This window comes from Citrobacter sp. C1, from assembly GCF_014596895.2.
Lineage (GTDB): Bacteria > Pseudomonadota > Gammaproteobacteria > Enterobacterales > Enterobacteriaceae > Citrobacter > Citrobacter gillenii.
The window spans coordinates 977,061-992,254 of sequence record NZ_CP115035.1 but is presented as its reverse complement, the minus strand read 5'-3'; the positions used below and the strand labels follow the sequence as shown (position 1 = coordinate 992,254).

17 protein-coding genes are annotated in these 15,194 nt (G+C 52.9%); 4 read left to right on the top strand and 13 right to left on the bottom strand.

Annotation, left to right across the window (positions count from 1 at the left end; all coding sequences use genetic code 11):
• Positions 1 to 39 precede the first annotated feature (39 nt).
• Positions 40 to 645 carry a helix-turn-helix domain-containing protein gene (locus IB214_RS04700; RefSeq protein WP_096755932.1) on the bottom strand — a complete coding sequence of 202 codons (606 nt, stop codon included), beginning with the start codon at positions 643 to 645 and terminating at the stop codon, positions 40 to 42.
• 503 nt (positions 646 to 1,148) lie between these two features.
• Between IB214_RS04700 and IB214_RS04695 the strand changes: the two genes are divergently transcribed.
• The 3 genes from IB214_RS04695 to mutS all read left to right on the top strand — a co-directional run bounded on the left by IB214_RS04695 (position 1,149) and on the right by mutS (position 5,229).
• A complete protein-coding gene (locus IB214_RS04695; RefSeq protein WP_117343158.1) occupies positions 1,149 to 1,937 on the top strand; it encodes a winged helix-turn-helix domain-containing protein in 789 nt (262 codons plus the stop codon).
• The gene (locus tag IB214_RS04690; protein WP_117343157.1) at positions 1,937 to 2,455 is read left to right on the top strand and encodes a hypothetical protein; all 519 of its coding nucleotides are present in this window, start codon (positions 1,937 to 1,939) and stop codon (positions 2,453 to 2,455) included. The genes IB214_RS04695 and IB214_RS04690 overlap by 1 nt, the downstream gene beginning before the upstream one ends.
• Before the next feature lie 206 nt (positions 2,456 to 2,661).
• Positions 2,662 to 5,229 carry a DNA mismatch repair protein MutS gene (gene mutS / locus IB214_RS04685; protein ID WP_117343156.1) on the top strand — a complete coding sequence of 856 codons (2,568 nt, stop codon included), beginning with the start codon at positions 2,662 to 2,664 and terminating at the stop codon, positions 5,227 to 5,229.
• A 93-nt stretch (positions 5,230 to 5,322) separates the two neighbouring features.
• On the opposite strand, the gene IB214_RS04680 is transcribed toward mutS, so the two are convergent.
• Genes IB214_RS04680 through IB214_RS04670 form a run of 3 tightly spaced genes read right to left on the bottom strand, consistent with a single transcriptional unit; the run spans position 5,323 to position 7,590 of the window.
• Entirely contained in the window at positions 5,323 to 5,559 is a 237-nt protein-coding gene (locus IB214_RS04680) for a non-oxidative hydroxyarylic acid decarboxylases subunit D (protein WP_117343155.1), read from the bottom strand.
• Positions 5,560 to 5,569: 10 nt separating this feature from the next.
• A complete protein-coding gene (locus IB214_RS04675; protein ID WP_117343154.1) occupies positions 5,570 to 6,997 on the bottom strand; it encodes a non-oxidative hydroxyarylic acid decarboxylases subunit C in 1,428 nt (475 codons plus the stop codon).
• The gene (locus tag IB214_RS04670) at positions 6,997 to 7,590 is read right to left on the bottom strand and encodes a non-oxidative hydroxyarylic acid decarboxylases subunit B (RefSeq protein ID WP_117343153.1); all 594 of its coding nucleotides are present in this window, start codon (positions 7,588 to 7,590) and stop codon (positions 6,997 to 6,999) included. Before IB214_RS04670 ends, IB214_RS04675 begins: the two co-directional genes overlap by 1 nt.
• 160 nt (positions 7,591 to 7,750) lie before the next feature.
• Between IB214_RS04670 and IB214_RS04665 the strand changes: the two genes are divergently transcribed.
• Complete coding sequence (locus IB214_RS04665) at positions 7,751 to 8,155, top strand: MarR family transcriptional regulator (protein WP_117343152.1); 405 nt, start codon at positions 7,751 to 7,753, stop codon at positions 8,153 to 8,155.
• A gap of 72 nt (positions 8,156 to 8,227) precedes the next feature.
• Here the strand turns inward: IB214_RS04665 and rpoS are convergent, their stop codons facing one another.
• The 9 genes from rpoS to IB214_RS04620 form a co-directional block, all read right to left on the bottom strand.
• Complete coding sequence (gene rpoS, locus IB214_RS04660; RefSeq protein ID WP_000081498.1) at positions 8,228 to 9,220, bottom strand: RNA polymerase sigma factor RpoS; 993 nt, start codon at positions 9,218 to 9,220, stop codon at positions 8,228 to 8,230.
• A 63-nt stretch (positions 9,221 to 9,283) separates the two neighbouring features.
• A complete protein-coding gene (nlpD, locus tag IB214_RS04655) occupies positions 9,284 to 10,366 on the bottom strand; it encodes a murein hydrolase activator NlpD (protein WP_310471111.1) in 1,083 nt (360 codons plus the stop codon).
• A 186-nt stretch (positions 10,367 to 10,552) separates the two neighbouring features.
• Complete coding sequence (gene pcm / locus IB214_RS04650) at positions 10,553 to 11,179, bottom strand: protein-L-isoaspartate O-methyltransferase (RefSeq protein ID WP_096755923.1); 627 nt, start codon at positions 11,177 to 11,179, stop codon at positions 10,553 to 10,555.
• Positions 11,173 to 11,934, bottom strand: coding sequence for a 5'/3'-nucleotidase SurE (surE, locus tag IB214_RS04645; RefSeq protein WP_096755922.1), 762 nt, complete (start codon positions 11,932 to 11,934; stop codon positions 11,173 to 11,175). Before surE ends, pcm begins: the two co-directional genes overlap by 7 nt.
• Complete coding sequence (gene truD / locus IB214_RS04640; protein ID WP_117343150.1) at positions 11,915 to 12,964, bottom strand: tRNA pseudouridine(13) synthase TruD; 1,050 nt, start codon at positions 12,962 to 12,964, stop codon at positions 11,915 to 11,917. The genes surE and truD overlap by 20 nt, the downstream gene beginning before the upstream one ends.
• Positions 12,961 to 13,440, bottom strand: coding sequence for a 2-C-methyl-D-erythritol 2,4-cyclodiphosphate synthase (gene ispF / locus IB214_RS04635; protein WP_003034167.1), 480 nt, complete (start codon positions 13,438 to 13,440; stop codon positions 12,961 to 12,963). Before ispF ends, truD begins: the two co-directional genes overlap by 4 nt.
• A gap of 139 nt (positions 13,441 to 13,579) precedes the next feature.
• Positions 13,580 to 14,275: a 2-C-methyl-D-erythritol 4-phosphate cytidylyltransferase gene (ispD, locus tag IB214_RS04630; RefSeq protein WP_096755919.1), complete on the bottom strand. Its 696-nt coding sequence runs from the start codon at positions 14,273 to 14,275 to the stop codon at positions 13,580 to 13,582.
• An 18-nt stretch (positions 14,276 to 14,293) separates the two neighbouring features.
• Positions 14,294 to 14,605: a cell division protein FtsB gene (ftsB, locus tag IB214_RS04625; RefSeq protein WP_003034163.1), complete on the bottom strand. Its 312-nt coding sequence runs from the start codon at positions 14,603 to 14,605 to the stop codon at positions 14,294 to 14,296.
• Between the two features lie 219 nt (positions 14,606 to 14,824).
• Entirely contained in the window at positions 14,825 to 15,148 is a 324-nt protein-coding gene (locus IB214_RS04620) for a DUF3561 family protein (RefSeq protein WP_117343149.1), read from the bottom strand.
• Between the last annotated feature and the right edge of the window lie 46 nt (positions 15,149 to 15,194).

The window sequence follows — 15,194 nt, the reverse complement described above, 5'->3', positions numbered from 1 at the left end:
GCTCTGCGCCCCCAGTCATAGCCCTGGGGGCGTACGCGGTTATGATGGGATATAAGAAGTGAGCTTTCCGCGATTCAGGCTAATTTTTCCGTCGCTAACCAGTTCCTGTAATACCTTGTGGATGGCACTGCGCGAGATATGGTTACGCGCCAGAATAAAGGTATACACCGACGTTTTTTCGCGCACCTCAGGTGCCATCGCCCAAATATACTTCACATGCTCAATAATCAGCTCGCGAATAGTACGGTGCGATTGCAGGGTCTCGCGCTGAAAATAGCGTTGCAGATGGTGCGTTAAGATATCAAACGCCTGCTTCCATAAATTTTTAGCGGTGAACAGGAGATCGGCATTCTGCACGCTCATTGCCCACATTTCACAATCGGTGTCACAGCGTAAATAATGTCCTGCCACTTCGGTGCGCATTTGCGGTAGCCCGAGAATAGCGGGTGCTGAAATACTGACCGTGACCAGGTCATTTTCTACACGATAAACAGAGACCGTCCCTTTCTCCAGAAATAAGATATGTCCATCGACCTTCAGGTCAATACGCTGGCGTTTTTTCCGTAAGGAGAGCCAGGCGTTATCTGATTTCTTAATTTCATCACCAATAAGTACTACCGACTTCTCTATTTCATTCTGGAACATGGATATCTCTGCTACAAATTTATGCCTGACAAAAAAACAGAAACAAAAATAAATGCCAGCTTAATAACATGCTGACATTTATTTCCGTTTATATTTTTATGTTAATCCGGATGCTACGCACTACAGGTACGACAAACATCGCAACCATCATGGTTTCACCACCCGCATTCCCAGGTGCTTTGGCGCGTTTTCGGTGTGAACCGTGTTCTCGCGTGGTGATGCCGAACAGTATATTGCGCAGTCCAAAGAGAATTAATGCTTATCGCCTTTGTCATCATTATTTCTTCTTTCTGTTCTTTTCGCAATAGCCAGAAAGATACAATTATCTGATTCCTATATGTTTTATTTTCATTAACAAACCATTACTGTTGTTGTGCTATGATACTAAATTGCAACATTTCGCGGTTCTGGCTGCAGAATCTGACAGACATTGGTGGTCCTGATGGCCGGGATGTTTTTAATGCCGCCCCACCAATGAAAGCATCATCAAGAGTAGAGACATCATGTCTGAGACTGGTAACATCAGTTATCTGATTGAAAGAAAAATCATCTTTACACCAGCGACTCAATGCCTGGCGAGAGTGGATCAACCCGAGTTACAGATAAAGCTCAAGCACTCAGCATCATTATGTCTTTTATTACTCATCCAAAATCACGGAAAAGTGGTTTCGCAAAACGAACTACTGGAATTTGGCTGGGGTGAAAACCATCGTCAGGCAAGCTTCAATGCTTTTTATCAGAGTATTCTCTCGCTGCGTAAAAGTTTACTTCAGTTAGAACTGGAAGCATCCTTTATCACAACCATTACCCGTAAAGGGCTGATCATCCAGGACACATTTAGCATTGAGGAAATTGACACGCCGGAGAATTGCCCTGCGGCAATAGAAGAAGATTGGCCGCCCAATACCGACCTCACTGAGTTTTCAGATAATACCGCACATAAAACACGGGTAACCAGGACAGAATCTGTACTGGTCTTACTGACTATTATCGTCTGCGGTCTGATACTGTATCCGTGGAACACCCGTGATAATTATTTTTCCGGTTATATTGCCACCCAAAATACCCACTCAAACTGTGAGTATTATTTTAATAACGATGCCAGCGATTTCTCCCGACACACTGCTTTTATCGATAAGAACCCAGGGTTGTGCCAGGACAATAAATTTATCTATATAACGACGTATCCTGAGTCCAAAAAACTGTCAGTGATCCAGTGTCGCTCCCCTATAAACGGAGAGCAGAAGAAGAATACCTGTCAGTCGGTCTATTACCCACGGTACGATAGCTAATGAACTTACCTTCCCGCGCGCCCAAAATCAGAACACAAACAGGTATTATCCTGCTGCTTTGTCTTGTGGTTATCAGTATTGTGAGTTTTTGGCAGCAGGGTAAAAATCATAGCCATCTACATAATCTAGCCTGTCGCGCTACGATCGAGATCGTACGCGATACGGCCTCGTTTCGCGGGATCATCGATATCAAAAGTGGGGACAGTAAAGGTATTGTGAATATTGATGGCATCATCAAAGATGCAAACAACAGCGAGCAAACCGTGCAACGCATGGTGTTGTTTACCCACTCCAGCTATGGCTCAAGCCCGGTATGGGTATCGCAGAACATCCATATATCAAATCGTGAAACCGCCCCTGTCAGTATCATCCAGCAACTCCTGCCCGATTTCTTCCTGACCAATACCAGCGTCTCTAATGTCGATCTTTTCTCTCTGAATAAAGAAACCTACCTGATCACTAAAGAAGGCATCCCCTACCTGTACTGTCAGAATTATGACTTGCCCGAGAGTGAATAGTGACACCGTATTTTTGCGCCAAAGTGACGGGTGAATGTCTGGGGTAGTCGGTGATAAGATACTCTATTGTGGCTGAACTGAGGCTTGCCGTTGCAGCCCTTCAGGCTGCTTTCGATAGTGAAATTTATGGGTTTGTGTGAGTCTACAGGGGGTTCACATGAGACTGCCCGAGTACCTAAAAATATTAAAAAACGAGCATAATCAATATGAAAGAGTCACTTGATACGGACTTCACCAACCACACCCCCATGATGCAGCAGTATCTTAAGCTGAAGGCTCAGCACCCGGAGATCCTGCTGTTTTACCGCATGGGCGACTTTTACGAACTGTTTTATGACGATGCCAAACGTGCGTCGCAGCTGTTGGATATCTCGCTGACCAAGCGCGGCGCATCCGCGGGCGAACCGATCCCGATGGCGGGCATTCCCCACCACGCGGTAGAAAACTACCTCGCAAAACTGGTGAATCAGGGGGAGTCGGTTGCCATTTGCGAACAAATTGGCGACCCTGCCACCAGCAAAGGTCCGGTTGAGCGCAAAGTTGTCCGCATCGTCACGCCCGGTACCATCAGCGATGAAGCGTTGTTGCAGGAGCGTCAGGACAACCTGCTGGCCGCCATCTGGCAGGACAGCAAAGGCTACGGCTATGCCACGCTAGACATCAGCTCCGGGCGCTTTCGCGTCAGTGAACCAGCCGACCGTGAGACCATGGCGGCAGAATTACAGCGCACTAACCCGGCAGAACTGCTGTATGCCGAAGATTTCGCCGAGACCTCGCTGATCGAAGGCCGTCGCGGACTGCGTCGCCGTCCGCTGTGGGAATTTGAAATTGATACCGCCCGCCAGCAGCTTAACTTACAGTTTGGCACGCGGGACCTGATTGGCTTTGGTGTCGAAAACGCACCGCGCGGCTTATGTGCCGCAGGCTGTCTGCTGCAATATGCGAAAGATACCCAGCGCACCTCGCTGCCGCATATTCGTTCCATCACCATGGAGCGCCAGCAGGACAGCATCATTATGGATGCCGCCACGCGCCGGAATCTGGAGATTACCCAGAATCTGGCCGGCGGTATCGAAAATACGCTGGCCTCGGTGTTCGACTGCACCGTCACCCCGATGGGCAGCCGTATGCTTAAGCGCTGGCTGCATATGCCGGTTCGCGACACCAAAATCCTCACCGAACGTCAGCAGACGATCGGCGCCCTGCAGGATGTCACCAGCGAATTACAGCCGGTTCTGCGTCAGGTCGGCGATCTGGAGCGTATTCTGGCTCGCCTGGCACTGCGTACCGCGCGTCCACGCGATCTGGCCCGTATGCGCCACGCCTTTCAGCAATTACCTGAACTGCGTGCACAGCTGGAAGGTGTCGACAGCGCGCCGGTACAGATGCTGCGCGAGAAAATGGGCGAGTTCAGCGAACTGCGTGAACTGCTGGAACGCGCCGTCGTTGAAGCCCCGCCGGTACTGGTACGCGACGGTGGCGTCATTGCGCCAGGCTATAACGATGAACTGGACGAGTGGCGGGCGCTGGCCGATGGCGCGACCGACTATCTTGACCGACTGGAGATCCGCGAACGTGAACGCACCGGGCTGGACACGCTTAAGGTTGGATTTAACGGTGTACACGGTTACTACATTCAGATCAGCCGCGGTCAAAGCCATCTGGCGCCCATTAACTACGTGCGCCGCCAGACGCTAAAAAATGCCGAACGCTACATCATTCCTGAACTCAAAGAGTACGAAGACAAAGTCCTGACCTCGAAGGGTAAAGCGTTGGCGCTGGAAAAACAGCTGTACGACGAAATCTTCGACATGCTGTTACCACACCTGGCGGATTTACAGCAGAGCGCCAGTGCGCTGGCCGAGCTCGACGTGCTGGTCAATCTGGCAGAACGGGCTTATACCCTGAATTACACCTGCCCGACCTTCACCGACAAACCCGGCATTCGTATTACCGAAGGCCGTCATCCGGTGGTTGAACAGGTGCTGACCGAACCGTTTATTGCCAACCCGCTGAATCTTTCACCTCAGCGCCGGATGTTGATCATCACCGGGCCGAATATGGGCGGTAAAAGTACCTATATGCGCCAGACCGCACTGATCGCCCTGCTGGCCTACATCGGCAGCTATGTTCCGGCACAAAAGGTTGAGATAGGTCCGATCGATCGCATCTTTACCCGCGTGGGCGCAGCGGATGACCTGGCGTCCGGTCGTTCGACCTTTATGGTTGAGATGACCGAAACCGCCAATATTTTGCATAACGCCACCGAGAACAGCCTGGTGTTGATGGATGAGATTGGGCGCGGCACCTCCACCTATGACGGTCTGTCGCTGGCATGGGCGTGCGCAGAAAATCTTGCCAATAAAATCAAGGCATTGACGCTTTTCGCAACCCACTACTTTGAACTGACTCAGTTAGCAGAGAAGATGGAAGGCGTTGCCAATGTGCATTTGGACGCATTAGAGCACGGCGATACGATTGCCTTTATGCATAGTGTGCAGGATGGTGCGGCAAGCAAAAGCTATGGTCTGGCCGTCGCTGCGCTGGCCGGTGTGCCGAAAGACGTCATCAAACGTGCGCGGCAAAAACTGCGCGAACTGGAAAGCATTACGCCAAATGCCGCCGCGACCCAGGTAGACGGGACGCAAATGTCGTTACTTTCAGCACCGGAAGAAACATCTCCCGCTGTAGAAGCGCTGGAAAATCTCGACCCGGATTCCCTGACGCCGCGTCAGGCGCTGGAATGGATTTATCGGTTGAAAAGCCTGGTGTAACACTCGTTGTGCCCGATGTCGCTGCGCTCATCGGGCCTACAAAATACCGCTATATGCAAGCCGGGCATGGCAAAGCCACGCCCGGGATTTTGATTAGCGCTTACCTTCCACCAGCAGCGGCGGGATGCTCGGCACCATTGGCGCGTCATCGATATCTTTTTGCGTCATGCGAAACGCCTGCGGGTAATGTTCGCGACTGGTACGGCGTAGCGGCTCGGTATCACGCCAGGTGTAAAGGCAGTGCTGGCACTGGTATACCGTCCAGACGCCTTTCACCGGCGAGGTTGCCATCACTTCAATATGTTCATCAGCACAACGTGGACAAATCATCTGCTACTCCTTATTTACGGTTAGCCAGCATGGCGGTCAGCTTTTCAGCCCAGGCTTTGGTTTCCGGTAAATCGCATACCGGCTGGCTGTAGTGACCACGGTTATCCGGTGCAACCGGGGTAGTGGCATCAATGATCAGCTTATCGGTAATCCCTGCCGGGCTGGAACCCGGATCCAACTCCAGCACCGACATGTTCGGTAACTGCACCAGATCGCCTGCCGGGTTGACCTTCGACGACAGCGCCCACATCACCTGCGGCAGGTTGAACGGGTCAACGTCCTCATCCACCATAATCACCATCTTCACGTAGCCCAGACCGTGCGGCGTGGTCATCGCCCGCAGGCCGACCGCGCGGGCAAAGCCGCCATAGCGTTTTTTAGTCGAGATAATCGCCAGCAGACCGTGGGTGTACATGGCATTCACCGCCTGTACCTCCGGGAATTCCGCTTTCAGTTGCTGATACAACGGCACACAGGTCGCAGGCCCCATCAGGTAGTCGATTTCGGTCCACGGCATACCCAAATACAGCGATTCAAAAATCGGTTTGGTGCGATAAGAGACTTTATCAATACGCACCACCGTCATATTGCGCCCCCCGGAATAGTGACCGGTAAACTCACCAAACGGGCCTTCGATTTCACGTTTGCGGCTTTCGATAACACCTTCGAGGATCACCTCAGAACCCCACGGCACGTCAAAACCGGTGAGCGGCGCGGTGGCGATCGGGTATGGGCTTTCACGCAGCGCACCCGCCATCTCATATTCAGACTGATCGTACTTCAGCGGCGTAGCGCCCATTAGGGTAATGATCGGATCGTTACCCAGGGTGATGGCAATCGGCAGATCTTCACCGCGTTCTTCGGCTTTATGCAGATGCAGCGCGATGTCGTGCATCGGAACCGGCTGTAGGCCAAGCTTACGTTTGCCCTTCACTTCCATGCGGTAGATGCCGACGTTTTGCTTGCCGAAGTTATCCGGATCCAGCGGATCGCGCGACACCACGCAGGCTTTGTCGAGATAGAAGCCCCCGTCGCCGTCGTTCAAACGAAACAACGGCAGAATGTCGAACAGATTAATGTCTTCGCCGTCGACAGTATTCTCAGCCCATGCCGGGTTCGCACGGCGCTCCGGGGCAATCGGAAATTTATCCCAGCGTCGGATAAACTCATCAATCTGTTTTCTGACCGGCGTATTGATCGGCAGCCCCATCGAAATGGCGTGGTTTTGCCATGAGCCGATGGTGTTCATCGCCACACGGGCGTCGGTAAAGCCACGAATATTGTCAAACCACAGCGCCGGTGCGCCGTCGCCGATACGCCCGGTCGCATTAGCGGCCGCGGCCAGATCCGGCTCAGCGTTCACCTCTTCGCTGATTTTCAGCAATTGCCCCTGGTCGTCCAGCGCCTGCAAGAAACCGCGCAAATCATCAAATGCCATTATTCATTCTCCTGTGAAAAATTCTGCGCCGGTCGTAAACCCTGCCAGCGACGGGCGTTCGGATGTTCCAGACCAAACTGATCGAGTACGCGCGCCACAATGTGCTGCGTGATGTCGTCGATCGTTTGGGGATGGTTATAAAACGCGGGCATCGGCGGCACCATCGCGACGCCCATGCGGGAAAGTGCGAGCATATTCTCCAGATGGAGGGTACTCAGCGGCATTTCACGCGGCACCAGCACCAGTTTGCGCCCTTCCTTCAGCACCACGTCGGCAGCACGGCCCACCAGCCCTTCGGCATAGCCTGCGCGAATTCCGGCCAGCGTTTTCATGCTGCAGGGGATAATAATCATGCCGTTGGTGTGAAATGAGCCGGAAGAGATCGTCGCCGCCTGGTCCGCCGGGTTGTGGCAATAATCCGCCAGCGCAGACACCTCGCGGACGCTATAAGGCGTTTCCAGTTCAATGGTGGTTTTCGCCCACTTCGACAGCACCAGATGTGTTTCCACCTCCGGCATTTCCCGCAGCGCCTGTAGCAGCGACACACCAAGCGGTGCTCCCGTTGCACCGGTCATCCCTACGATCAGTCTCATTCAGCCCCTCAATATTTGTTCGTGTACGAACATTTTAGCTAAAATACGCTCTCGATACATTTCAGGCAAGGGTGACTCGCACAGATAGCTAAAGAAACGATCGTTAAAAAATGGCGCATTACCCGCTATGATAGAAGCCGACCGCGATCCCGGAGTCCCTATGCCGTTACGAAATAAAGCCTTTCACCTGTTACGTCAGCTTTTCCAGCAGCATACGTCACGCTGGCAGCACGAATTACCGGAGCTCACCAAGCCGCAGTACGCAGTGATGCGCGCTATTGCCGAGCATCCCGGCATTGAACAGGTTGCTCTCACCGAAGCCGCGGTCTGCACCAAGGCCACGCTTGCCGAGCTGCTGAGCCGTATGGAAAAGCGTGAGCTGGTCAGGCGTGAACACTTCCCGGCGGATAAGCGTCGTCGGTTTGTCTATTTGACTGAGCAAGGTGAGGCACTACTGGCAAGCGCAGCGCCGCTGGGCGATAGCGTTGATGATGAGTTTCTGGGCAGGTTGAGCGAGGAAGAGCGTGAACAGTTCACGCAACTGGTACGCAAGATGATGGGGTAATTCTGCCGGATGGCAATAAACCAAGAAAAAGGCCAGCCTCACTGAGACTGGCCTTTCTTGATAGAACTGTGCTTACTCGCGGAACAGCGCTTCGATATTCAGTCCCTGTGTCTGCAGGATTTCACGCAGACGACGCAGACCTTCAACCTGAATCTGACGAACACGTTCACGAGTGAGACCAATTTCACGGCCCACATCTTCCAGTGTCGCAGCTTCATACCCCAGCAGACCGAAACGACGTGCCAGCACTTCACGCTGTTTGGCGTTCAGTTCGAACAGCCATTTGACGATGCTCTGTTTCATATCATCGTCTTGCGTGGTGTCTTCCGGACCATTTTCCTTTTCGTCGGCCAGAATATCCAGCAACGCTTTTTCGGAATCGCCACCCAGCGGGGTGTCTACCGAGGTAATGCGCTCGTTGAGTCGGAGCATACGGCTGACGTCATCAACCGGTTTATCCAGTTGTTCAGCAATCTCTTCTGCGCTCGGTTCGTGGTCCAGTTTATGCGACAACTCACGCGCGGTACGCAGATAGACGTTCAGCTCTTTTACTATATGGATCGGCAGTCGGATCGTACGGGTTTGGTTCATAATCGCCCGTTCGATCGTCTGGCGGATCCACCAGGTTGCGTATGTTGAGAAGCGGAACCCGCGCTCCGGGTCAAACTTCTCGACGGCACGGATAAGCCCCAGATTGCCCTCTTCAATCAGATCCAGCAATGCCAGACCACGATTGCCATAACGACGGGCAATTTTAACCACCAGACGCAGGTTACTTTCAATCATGCGACGGCGAGAGGCTACATCTCCACGCAATGCGCGACGCGCGAAATACACTTCTTCTTCGGCTGTTAACAGTGGCGAATAACCAATCTCACCAAGGTAAAGCTGAGTCGCGTCCAACACACGCTGTGTGGCCCCTTGCGATAACAGCTCCTCTTCAGCCAGGTCGTTATCACTGGGTTCCTCTTCACTCAAGGCTTTTTCATCAAAAGCCTCTACTCCGTTCTCATCAAATTCCGCGTCTTCATTTAAATCATGAACTTTCAGCGTATTCTGACTCATAAAGGTGGCTCCTACCCGTGATCCCTAAACGGAACAAGCAAGTGAAAGCCTGGTTCCGCCGAATTATCGCTGCGGTAAATAGCGCAGCGGGTTTACGGATTTCCCCTTGTAACGAATTTCAAAATGCAAGCGTGTAGAACTGGTTCCGGTGCTACCCATGGTAGCTATTTTCTGCCCCGCCTTGATTTCTTGTTGCTCCCGAACCAGCATTGTATCGTTATGGGCGTAGGCACTCAGGTAATCATCGTTGTGTTTGATGATAATAAGATTACCGTAACCGCGCAGTGCGTTACCGGCATATACGACGCGTCCATCTGCGGTCGCGACAATAGCCTGTCCCTTACTGCCTGCAATGTCGATCCCTTTATTGCCACCTTCGGTAGCCGCAAAGTTTTCAATCACTTTACCGTCAGTCGGCCAACGCCAGGTGGAGATTGGCGCACTGGTAGACGTTGAGCTTGCAGTCGATTCGGTTGCGCTAACTGCTGGTGCCGTTACTGGCGCTGTGACAACTGTCCCAGCAGGCTTGTTGTTCGGCAACATTTTGTTAGCACTTTGTTCACCTGAATCCTCAGAATACGTAATTGTTGGTTTCGAAGCAACAGCGACGGTGGAATTTTGTGCAGGGTTGGTCACAACTCCTTGCTGTGCTGCATCCGCCTGGGTGATGGCATTGCCGCCGGTAATCGGCGCACCCGATGCGTTGCCCACTTGCAGAGTTTGTCCCACATTCAGGCCATACGGGGCCGGAACGTTATTGCGTTGTGCGAGGTCACGGAAATCGTTCCCGGTTATCCAGGCAATATAGAAAAGTGTGTCACCTTTCTTAACTGTATAGGTGCTGCCGCCGGTATAGCTCCCTTTCGGAATGTTCCCATACTTACGGTTGTACACAATGCGTCCGTTTTCCGTCTGCACTGGCTGTTCAGCAACGGGCTGAATTTGTGTTGACTGCGTGGTTGGACGCTGCACCGGTTGGATCTGCGGCGTTTGCTGTGCAGTCGCCGTCGTGCCCATTTTAGGTGGAGGCGTGATTAGCATGCCAGAATTGGTGTTCGTTGGCGCACCGCCATCAACAGAGTTGACCGGCGCAGGCGGATTCGAGGTGTTAGAACAGCCTGCCAGCCATAACGAAACCAGTGACAATGCCGCCATGCGGCGAACGGTAAATTTGTGGCTTCCCGCGCTCATTTATCCCCCAGGAAAATTTGGTTAACAACCAGTGACGTAATCACCGTGCAAGGCATCGGGCTGGACACTGGAAAACGTGACCACGATACGCTTACTAATTCCAGAATATCCAGGAAAACTCCAGGTATTCAGAACCTATATCTACGCTAATTCCCCTTTAACTAAGGGTACGAAGCGTACAGCCTCCACGGTATCGATAATAAATTCGCCTCCCCGACGACGCACCCGTTTCAAATACTGGTGCTCGTCGCCCACGGGTAAGACGAGAATGCCGCCTTCATCCAACTGCGTCATTAACGCGGTAGGGATTTCCGGCGGTGCTGCTGTCACAATGATGGCGTCAAACGGCGCTCGTGCCTGCCAGCCTTGCCATCCATCACCATGACGGGTTGAAACATTATGTAAATCAAGCTGCTTCAGGCGACGACGCGCCTGCCACTGCAAACCTTTAATGCGCTCGACAGAACACACATGCTGCACCAGATGCGCCAGAATCGCTGTCTGGTAACCGGAACCGGTGCCGATTTCCAGCACCCGCGATTGTGGCGTCAGCTCAAGCAACTCGGTCATACGTGCGACCATATAAGGCTGCGAAATCGTCTGCCCCTGACCAATGGGCAGGGCGATGTTTTCCCAGGCCTTATGTTCAAACGCCTCATCAATGAATTTTTCACGCGGCACGGCGGCGAGCGCATCAAGGACAAGCTCATCTCTGATGCCCTGCGCACGTAATTGTTCAAGAAGAGTGTGTACGCGTCTGCTTACCATTGCGTGTCGACTCCCACGCTGTCTAACCAATCAGAAACAACCTGATGCGCGCCGTATGCGGTTAAATCAACATGCAGCGGCGTGACAGAAACATAGCCTTCATCGACGGCAGCAAAGTCCGTATCCGGCCCGGCATCGCATTTTTCGCCCGGCGGCCCAATCCAGTACAACGTGTTACCGCGCGGGTCCTGCTGTGGAATAACCTGATCCGCCGGATGGCGACTGCCGCAGCGGGTAACGCGAATACCTTTAATCTGATCCAGCGGCAAGTCCGGAACGTTGATATTCAGAATACGCCCGGTACGCAGCGGTTCGCGGCTCAGCGCACGTAAAATGCGGCAGGTAATTGCGGCTGCGGTATCGTAGTGTTTATGACCATCCAGTGAGACCGCCAGCGCGGGAAAGCCCAGGTGCCGACCTTCCATCGCTGCCGCAACGGTTCCAGAATAGATAACATCGTCACCCAGATTAGGACCAGCGTTAATCCCGGAAACTACGATGTCCGGACGCGGACGCATTAACGCGTTTACGCCCAGATAGACGCAGTCGGTAGGCGTGCCCATTTGCACGGCGATATCACCGTTTTCAAAGGTGAAGGTGCGAAGCGAAGATTCCAGCGTCAGCGAGTTAGACGCGCCACTGCGGTTACGATCCGGGGCAACTACCTGTACGTCAGCAAACTCACGCAGCGCTTTCGCCAGCGTTTGTATACCGGGCGCGTGGACCCCATCATCGTTACTCAGCAATATACGCATAATCACCCGTTGTGTTAATAAGTTCCCTTACTACACTGGTGGCAAAGCTACCTGCCGGTAGCCAGAAGCGTAACTCAACGGTTACGTCATCCCACCAGTTCCAGCTTAATTGTTGTGGGTACAGCAGCATAGCGCGACGCGATGCGTCGACTTTCTCACGCAATAATAAAGACTGCAGCACGCTTTCATCGGCAATGGCGGCCTGTTCAAACGCCAGCGCATCGCGCTGAGTTCCCCACTCACCGCAGCCGGGTAATGCCGCTGTAATCATTAATTCTCTTACATTAACGCGACGCTGTAATTCAGCTTGTTCTTCAGGAGTGGCAACAAACCAACTTCCGCGTCCAGACAATTGTAGCGCATCGCCGTCAACAACTTGATTAAAGTCTGTTTTTTTCAATCGTTCATTGACTATTTGATTAAACAACGCGCTACGGGCTGCCGACAACCAAAAACTGCGTTTATTGCGATCGCGCACCGGTGCATCGCTTTGCGCCCAGCGCAGCGCCCCTTGCAGGTTACTGCCGGCGATGCCAAAACGTTGGGCACCAAAATAGTTCGGTACGCCGCGCTCGAGAATAGCCTGCAAACGTGCTTCAACGTCAGCGCGATCGCTGACTTCACGCAGCACCACCGTAAAGCCGTTACCTTTCAGGGCACCTAAACGCAGCTTACGCTTGTGACGGGCGTACTCCAGCACTTTACAGCCTTCAAGCTCAAATTTGCTTAAATCAGGCATGACATTGCCCGGCACGCGCGCGCACAGCCACTGTTCAGTGACCGCATGCTTATCTTTCTGCCCGGCGAAGCTGACTTCACGGGCATGAATTTTCAAAAACTTTGCCAGTGCATCAGCGACAAAACGAGTGTTACAGCCGTTCTTCAGGATGCGTACCAGAACGTGTTCGCCTTCTCCGTCCGGTTCAAAGCCTAAATCTTCGACCACCACAAAGTCTTCTGGATTCGCCTTCAATACGCCACGGCCCTGCGGTTTACCGTGGAGATACGTCAGATTTTCAAACTCTGTCATTTTGTAGCCTTTATGAGTAACGCCACCGCTTCACAGGCAATCCCTTCCCCACGCCCGGTAAAACCGAGTTTCTCCGTGGTGGTCGCTTTCACGTTAACATCATCCATATGACAGCCAAGATCTTCGGCAATAAACACGCGCATTTGTGGAATGTGCGGCAGCATCTTCGGTGCCTGCGCAATAATGGTCACATCCACATTGCCGAGCGTGTAGCCTTTGGCCTGAATACGACGCCAGGCTTCACGTAATAATTCGCGGCTATCTGCCCCTTTAAAGGCCGGATCGGTGTCCGGGAACAGTTTACCGATATCGCCCAGCGCTGCCGCGCCCAGCAGCGCATCAGTCAGCGCATGTAACGCGACGTCGCCATCAGAATGCGCCAGCAGCCCCTTTTCGTACGGGATGCGCACGCCACCAATGATAATTGGGCCTACGCCGCCAAAGGCGTGTACATCAAAACCGTGTCCAATTCGCATTATGCATTCTCCTGATATACACATCATCCTTCAAGCGGCCTCTTTGTTGGCTGCCTTTGTTCACCCCAGTCACTTACTTAGGTAAGCTCCTGGGGATTCACTCAGTAGCCGCCTCGATGCAGCTTGAATGATTTTGTGTCTAGATTCTTCGGGTCAGATAAAATTCCGCAAGCGCCAGATCTTCCGGACGAGTAACTTTAATATTATCAGCGCGTCCTTCGACAAGCTGTGGATGAAAGCCGCAATATTCCAGCGCCGAGGCCTCATCAGTAATGGTCGCGCCTTCGTTGAGTGCTCGGGCCAGGCAGTGGTGTAATAACTCGCGGGGGAAAAACTGCGGCGTCAACGCGTGCCATAAGTCAGTACGTTCGACCGTATGGGCAATGTCAGTTTTGCCCGGTTCCGCGCGTTTCATGGTATCGCGCACCGGTGCGGCAAGGATCCCACCTGTACGACTGGTTTCGCTTATCGCCAGTAAACGAGATAAATCGTCCTGATGCAGGCACGGTCTGGCTGCATCATGCACCAGCACCCAGCGGGCATTTCCGGTGGCCTGCAAACCGGCCAGCACTGAATCGGCGCGCTCATTCCCGCCATCCACCACGGTGATTTGCGGGTGCGCTGCCAGAGGAAGTTCTGCAAAGCGGCTGTCGCCAGGGCTGATAGCAATGACGACATGCGTCACCCGGGGATGCGCCAGTAGCGCAGCAACCGAGTGTTCAAGAATGGTTTTATTGCCGATGGAGAGATACTGCTTAGGACACTCCGATTGCATTCGGCGGCCAAATCCGGCAGCCGGTACCACGGCGCAAACGTCCAATAAAGTGGCTGCCATGTTAAATCCTTGGCTGGTTTATCGATTGTTTTGCCCTGCAGTCTGAGCGCGTTTAGACGCGTCAGGCACCAGACGATAAAAGGTTTCGCCCGGCTTGGTCATGCTGAGTTCGTTGCGCGCACGCTCTTCAATCGCTTCCTGACCGCCATTGAGATCGTCAATTTCGGCAAACAGCTGATCGTTACGCGCTTTAAGTTTCGCATTTGTCGCTTGCTGCGCAGCCACATCATCGTTGACGCGGCTATAGTCATGTATGCCGTTCTTACCGAACCACAGCGAATACTGAAGCCAGACCAATAAAGCCAGCAACAGCAGCGTTAGTTTACCCATCCTGCCCCCTGAAAAACGGCATCATCATCCCAAAACATCCGCAGACGACTCTCCGTCTACAGGCGGGAATACCGCGACAACGCGGGCAAATGTACCACATTTGCTCGTTGTTACGTATACCCCGTGTAAGGAGAACATAATCTCATTGTTGGTTACGGTTTGAATTATGACCAGTCCGCGTTTCAGCCTCAGTAGCCATATAAAGAGAAGGGATATAGCCTAGCCCAGCAGCCACATAAACAATGCCCCGAACATCAGCCCCACCGTCAGCAGGGTACACGTCATGCTCAGGAACAGTCGTCCCTTCAATAACGAGTGCAGGGCGATTCCCGCCACAATCGCGACAGGCAGCAATGCAAGGAAAAACGGCCAGGTATAGAGGAAGAAAAACAGCGTGTTAGGGCCATACATAAGACATGGAATGCCCAGCGCCAGCAACCACGCCACAAAACCGACCACGGCCCCCGGTAGTGACCAGATGGTTTCGTCGTCGGCATTGAAGGTGTCTGACTCTGCAATAGTAATGTTATGGCTGTTACGCATAGCTAATCCTGTGACCTTGACTGACCAAGCCGATAAGCTCGGGGAT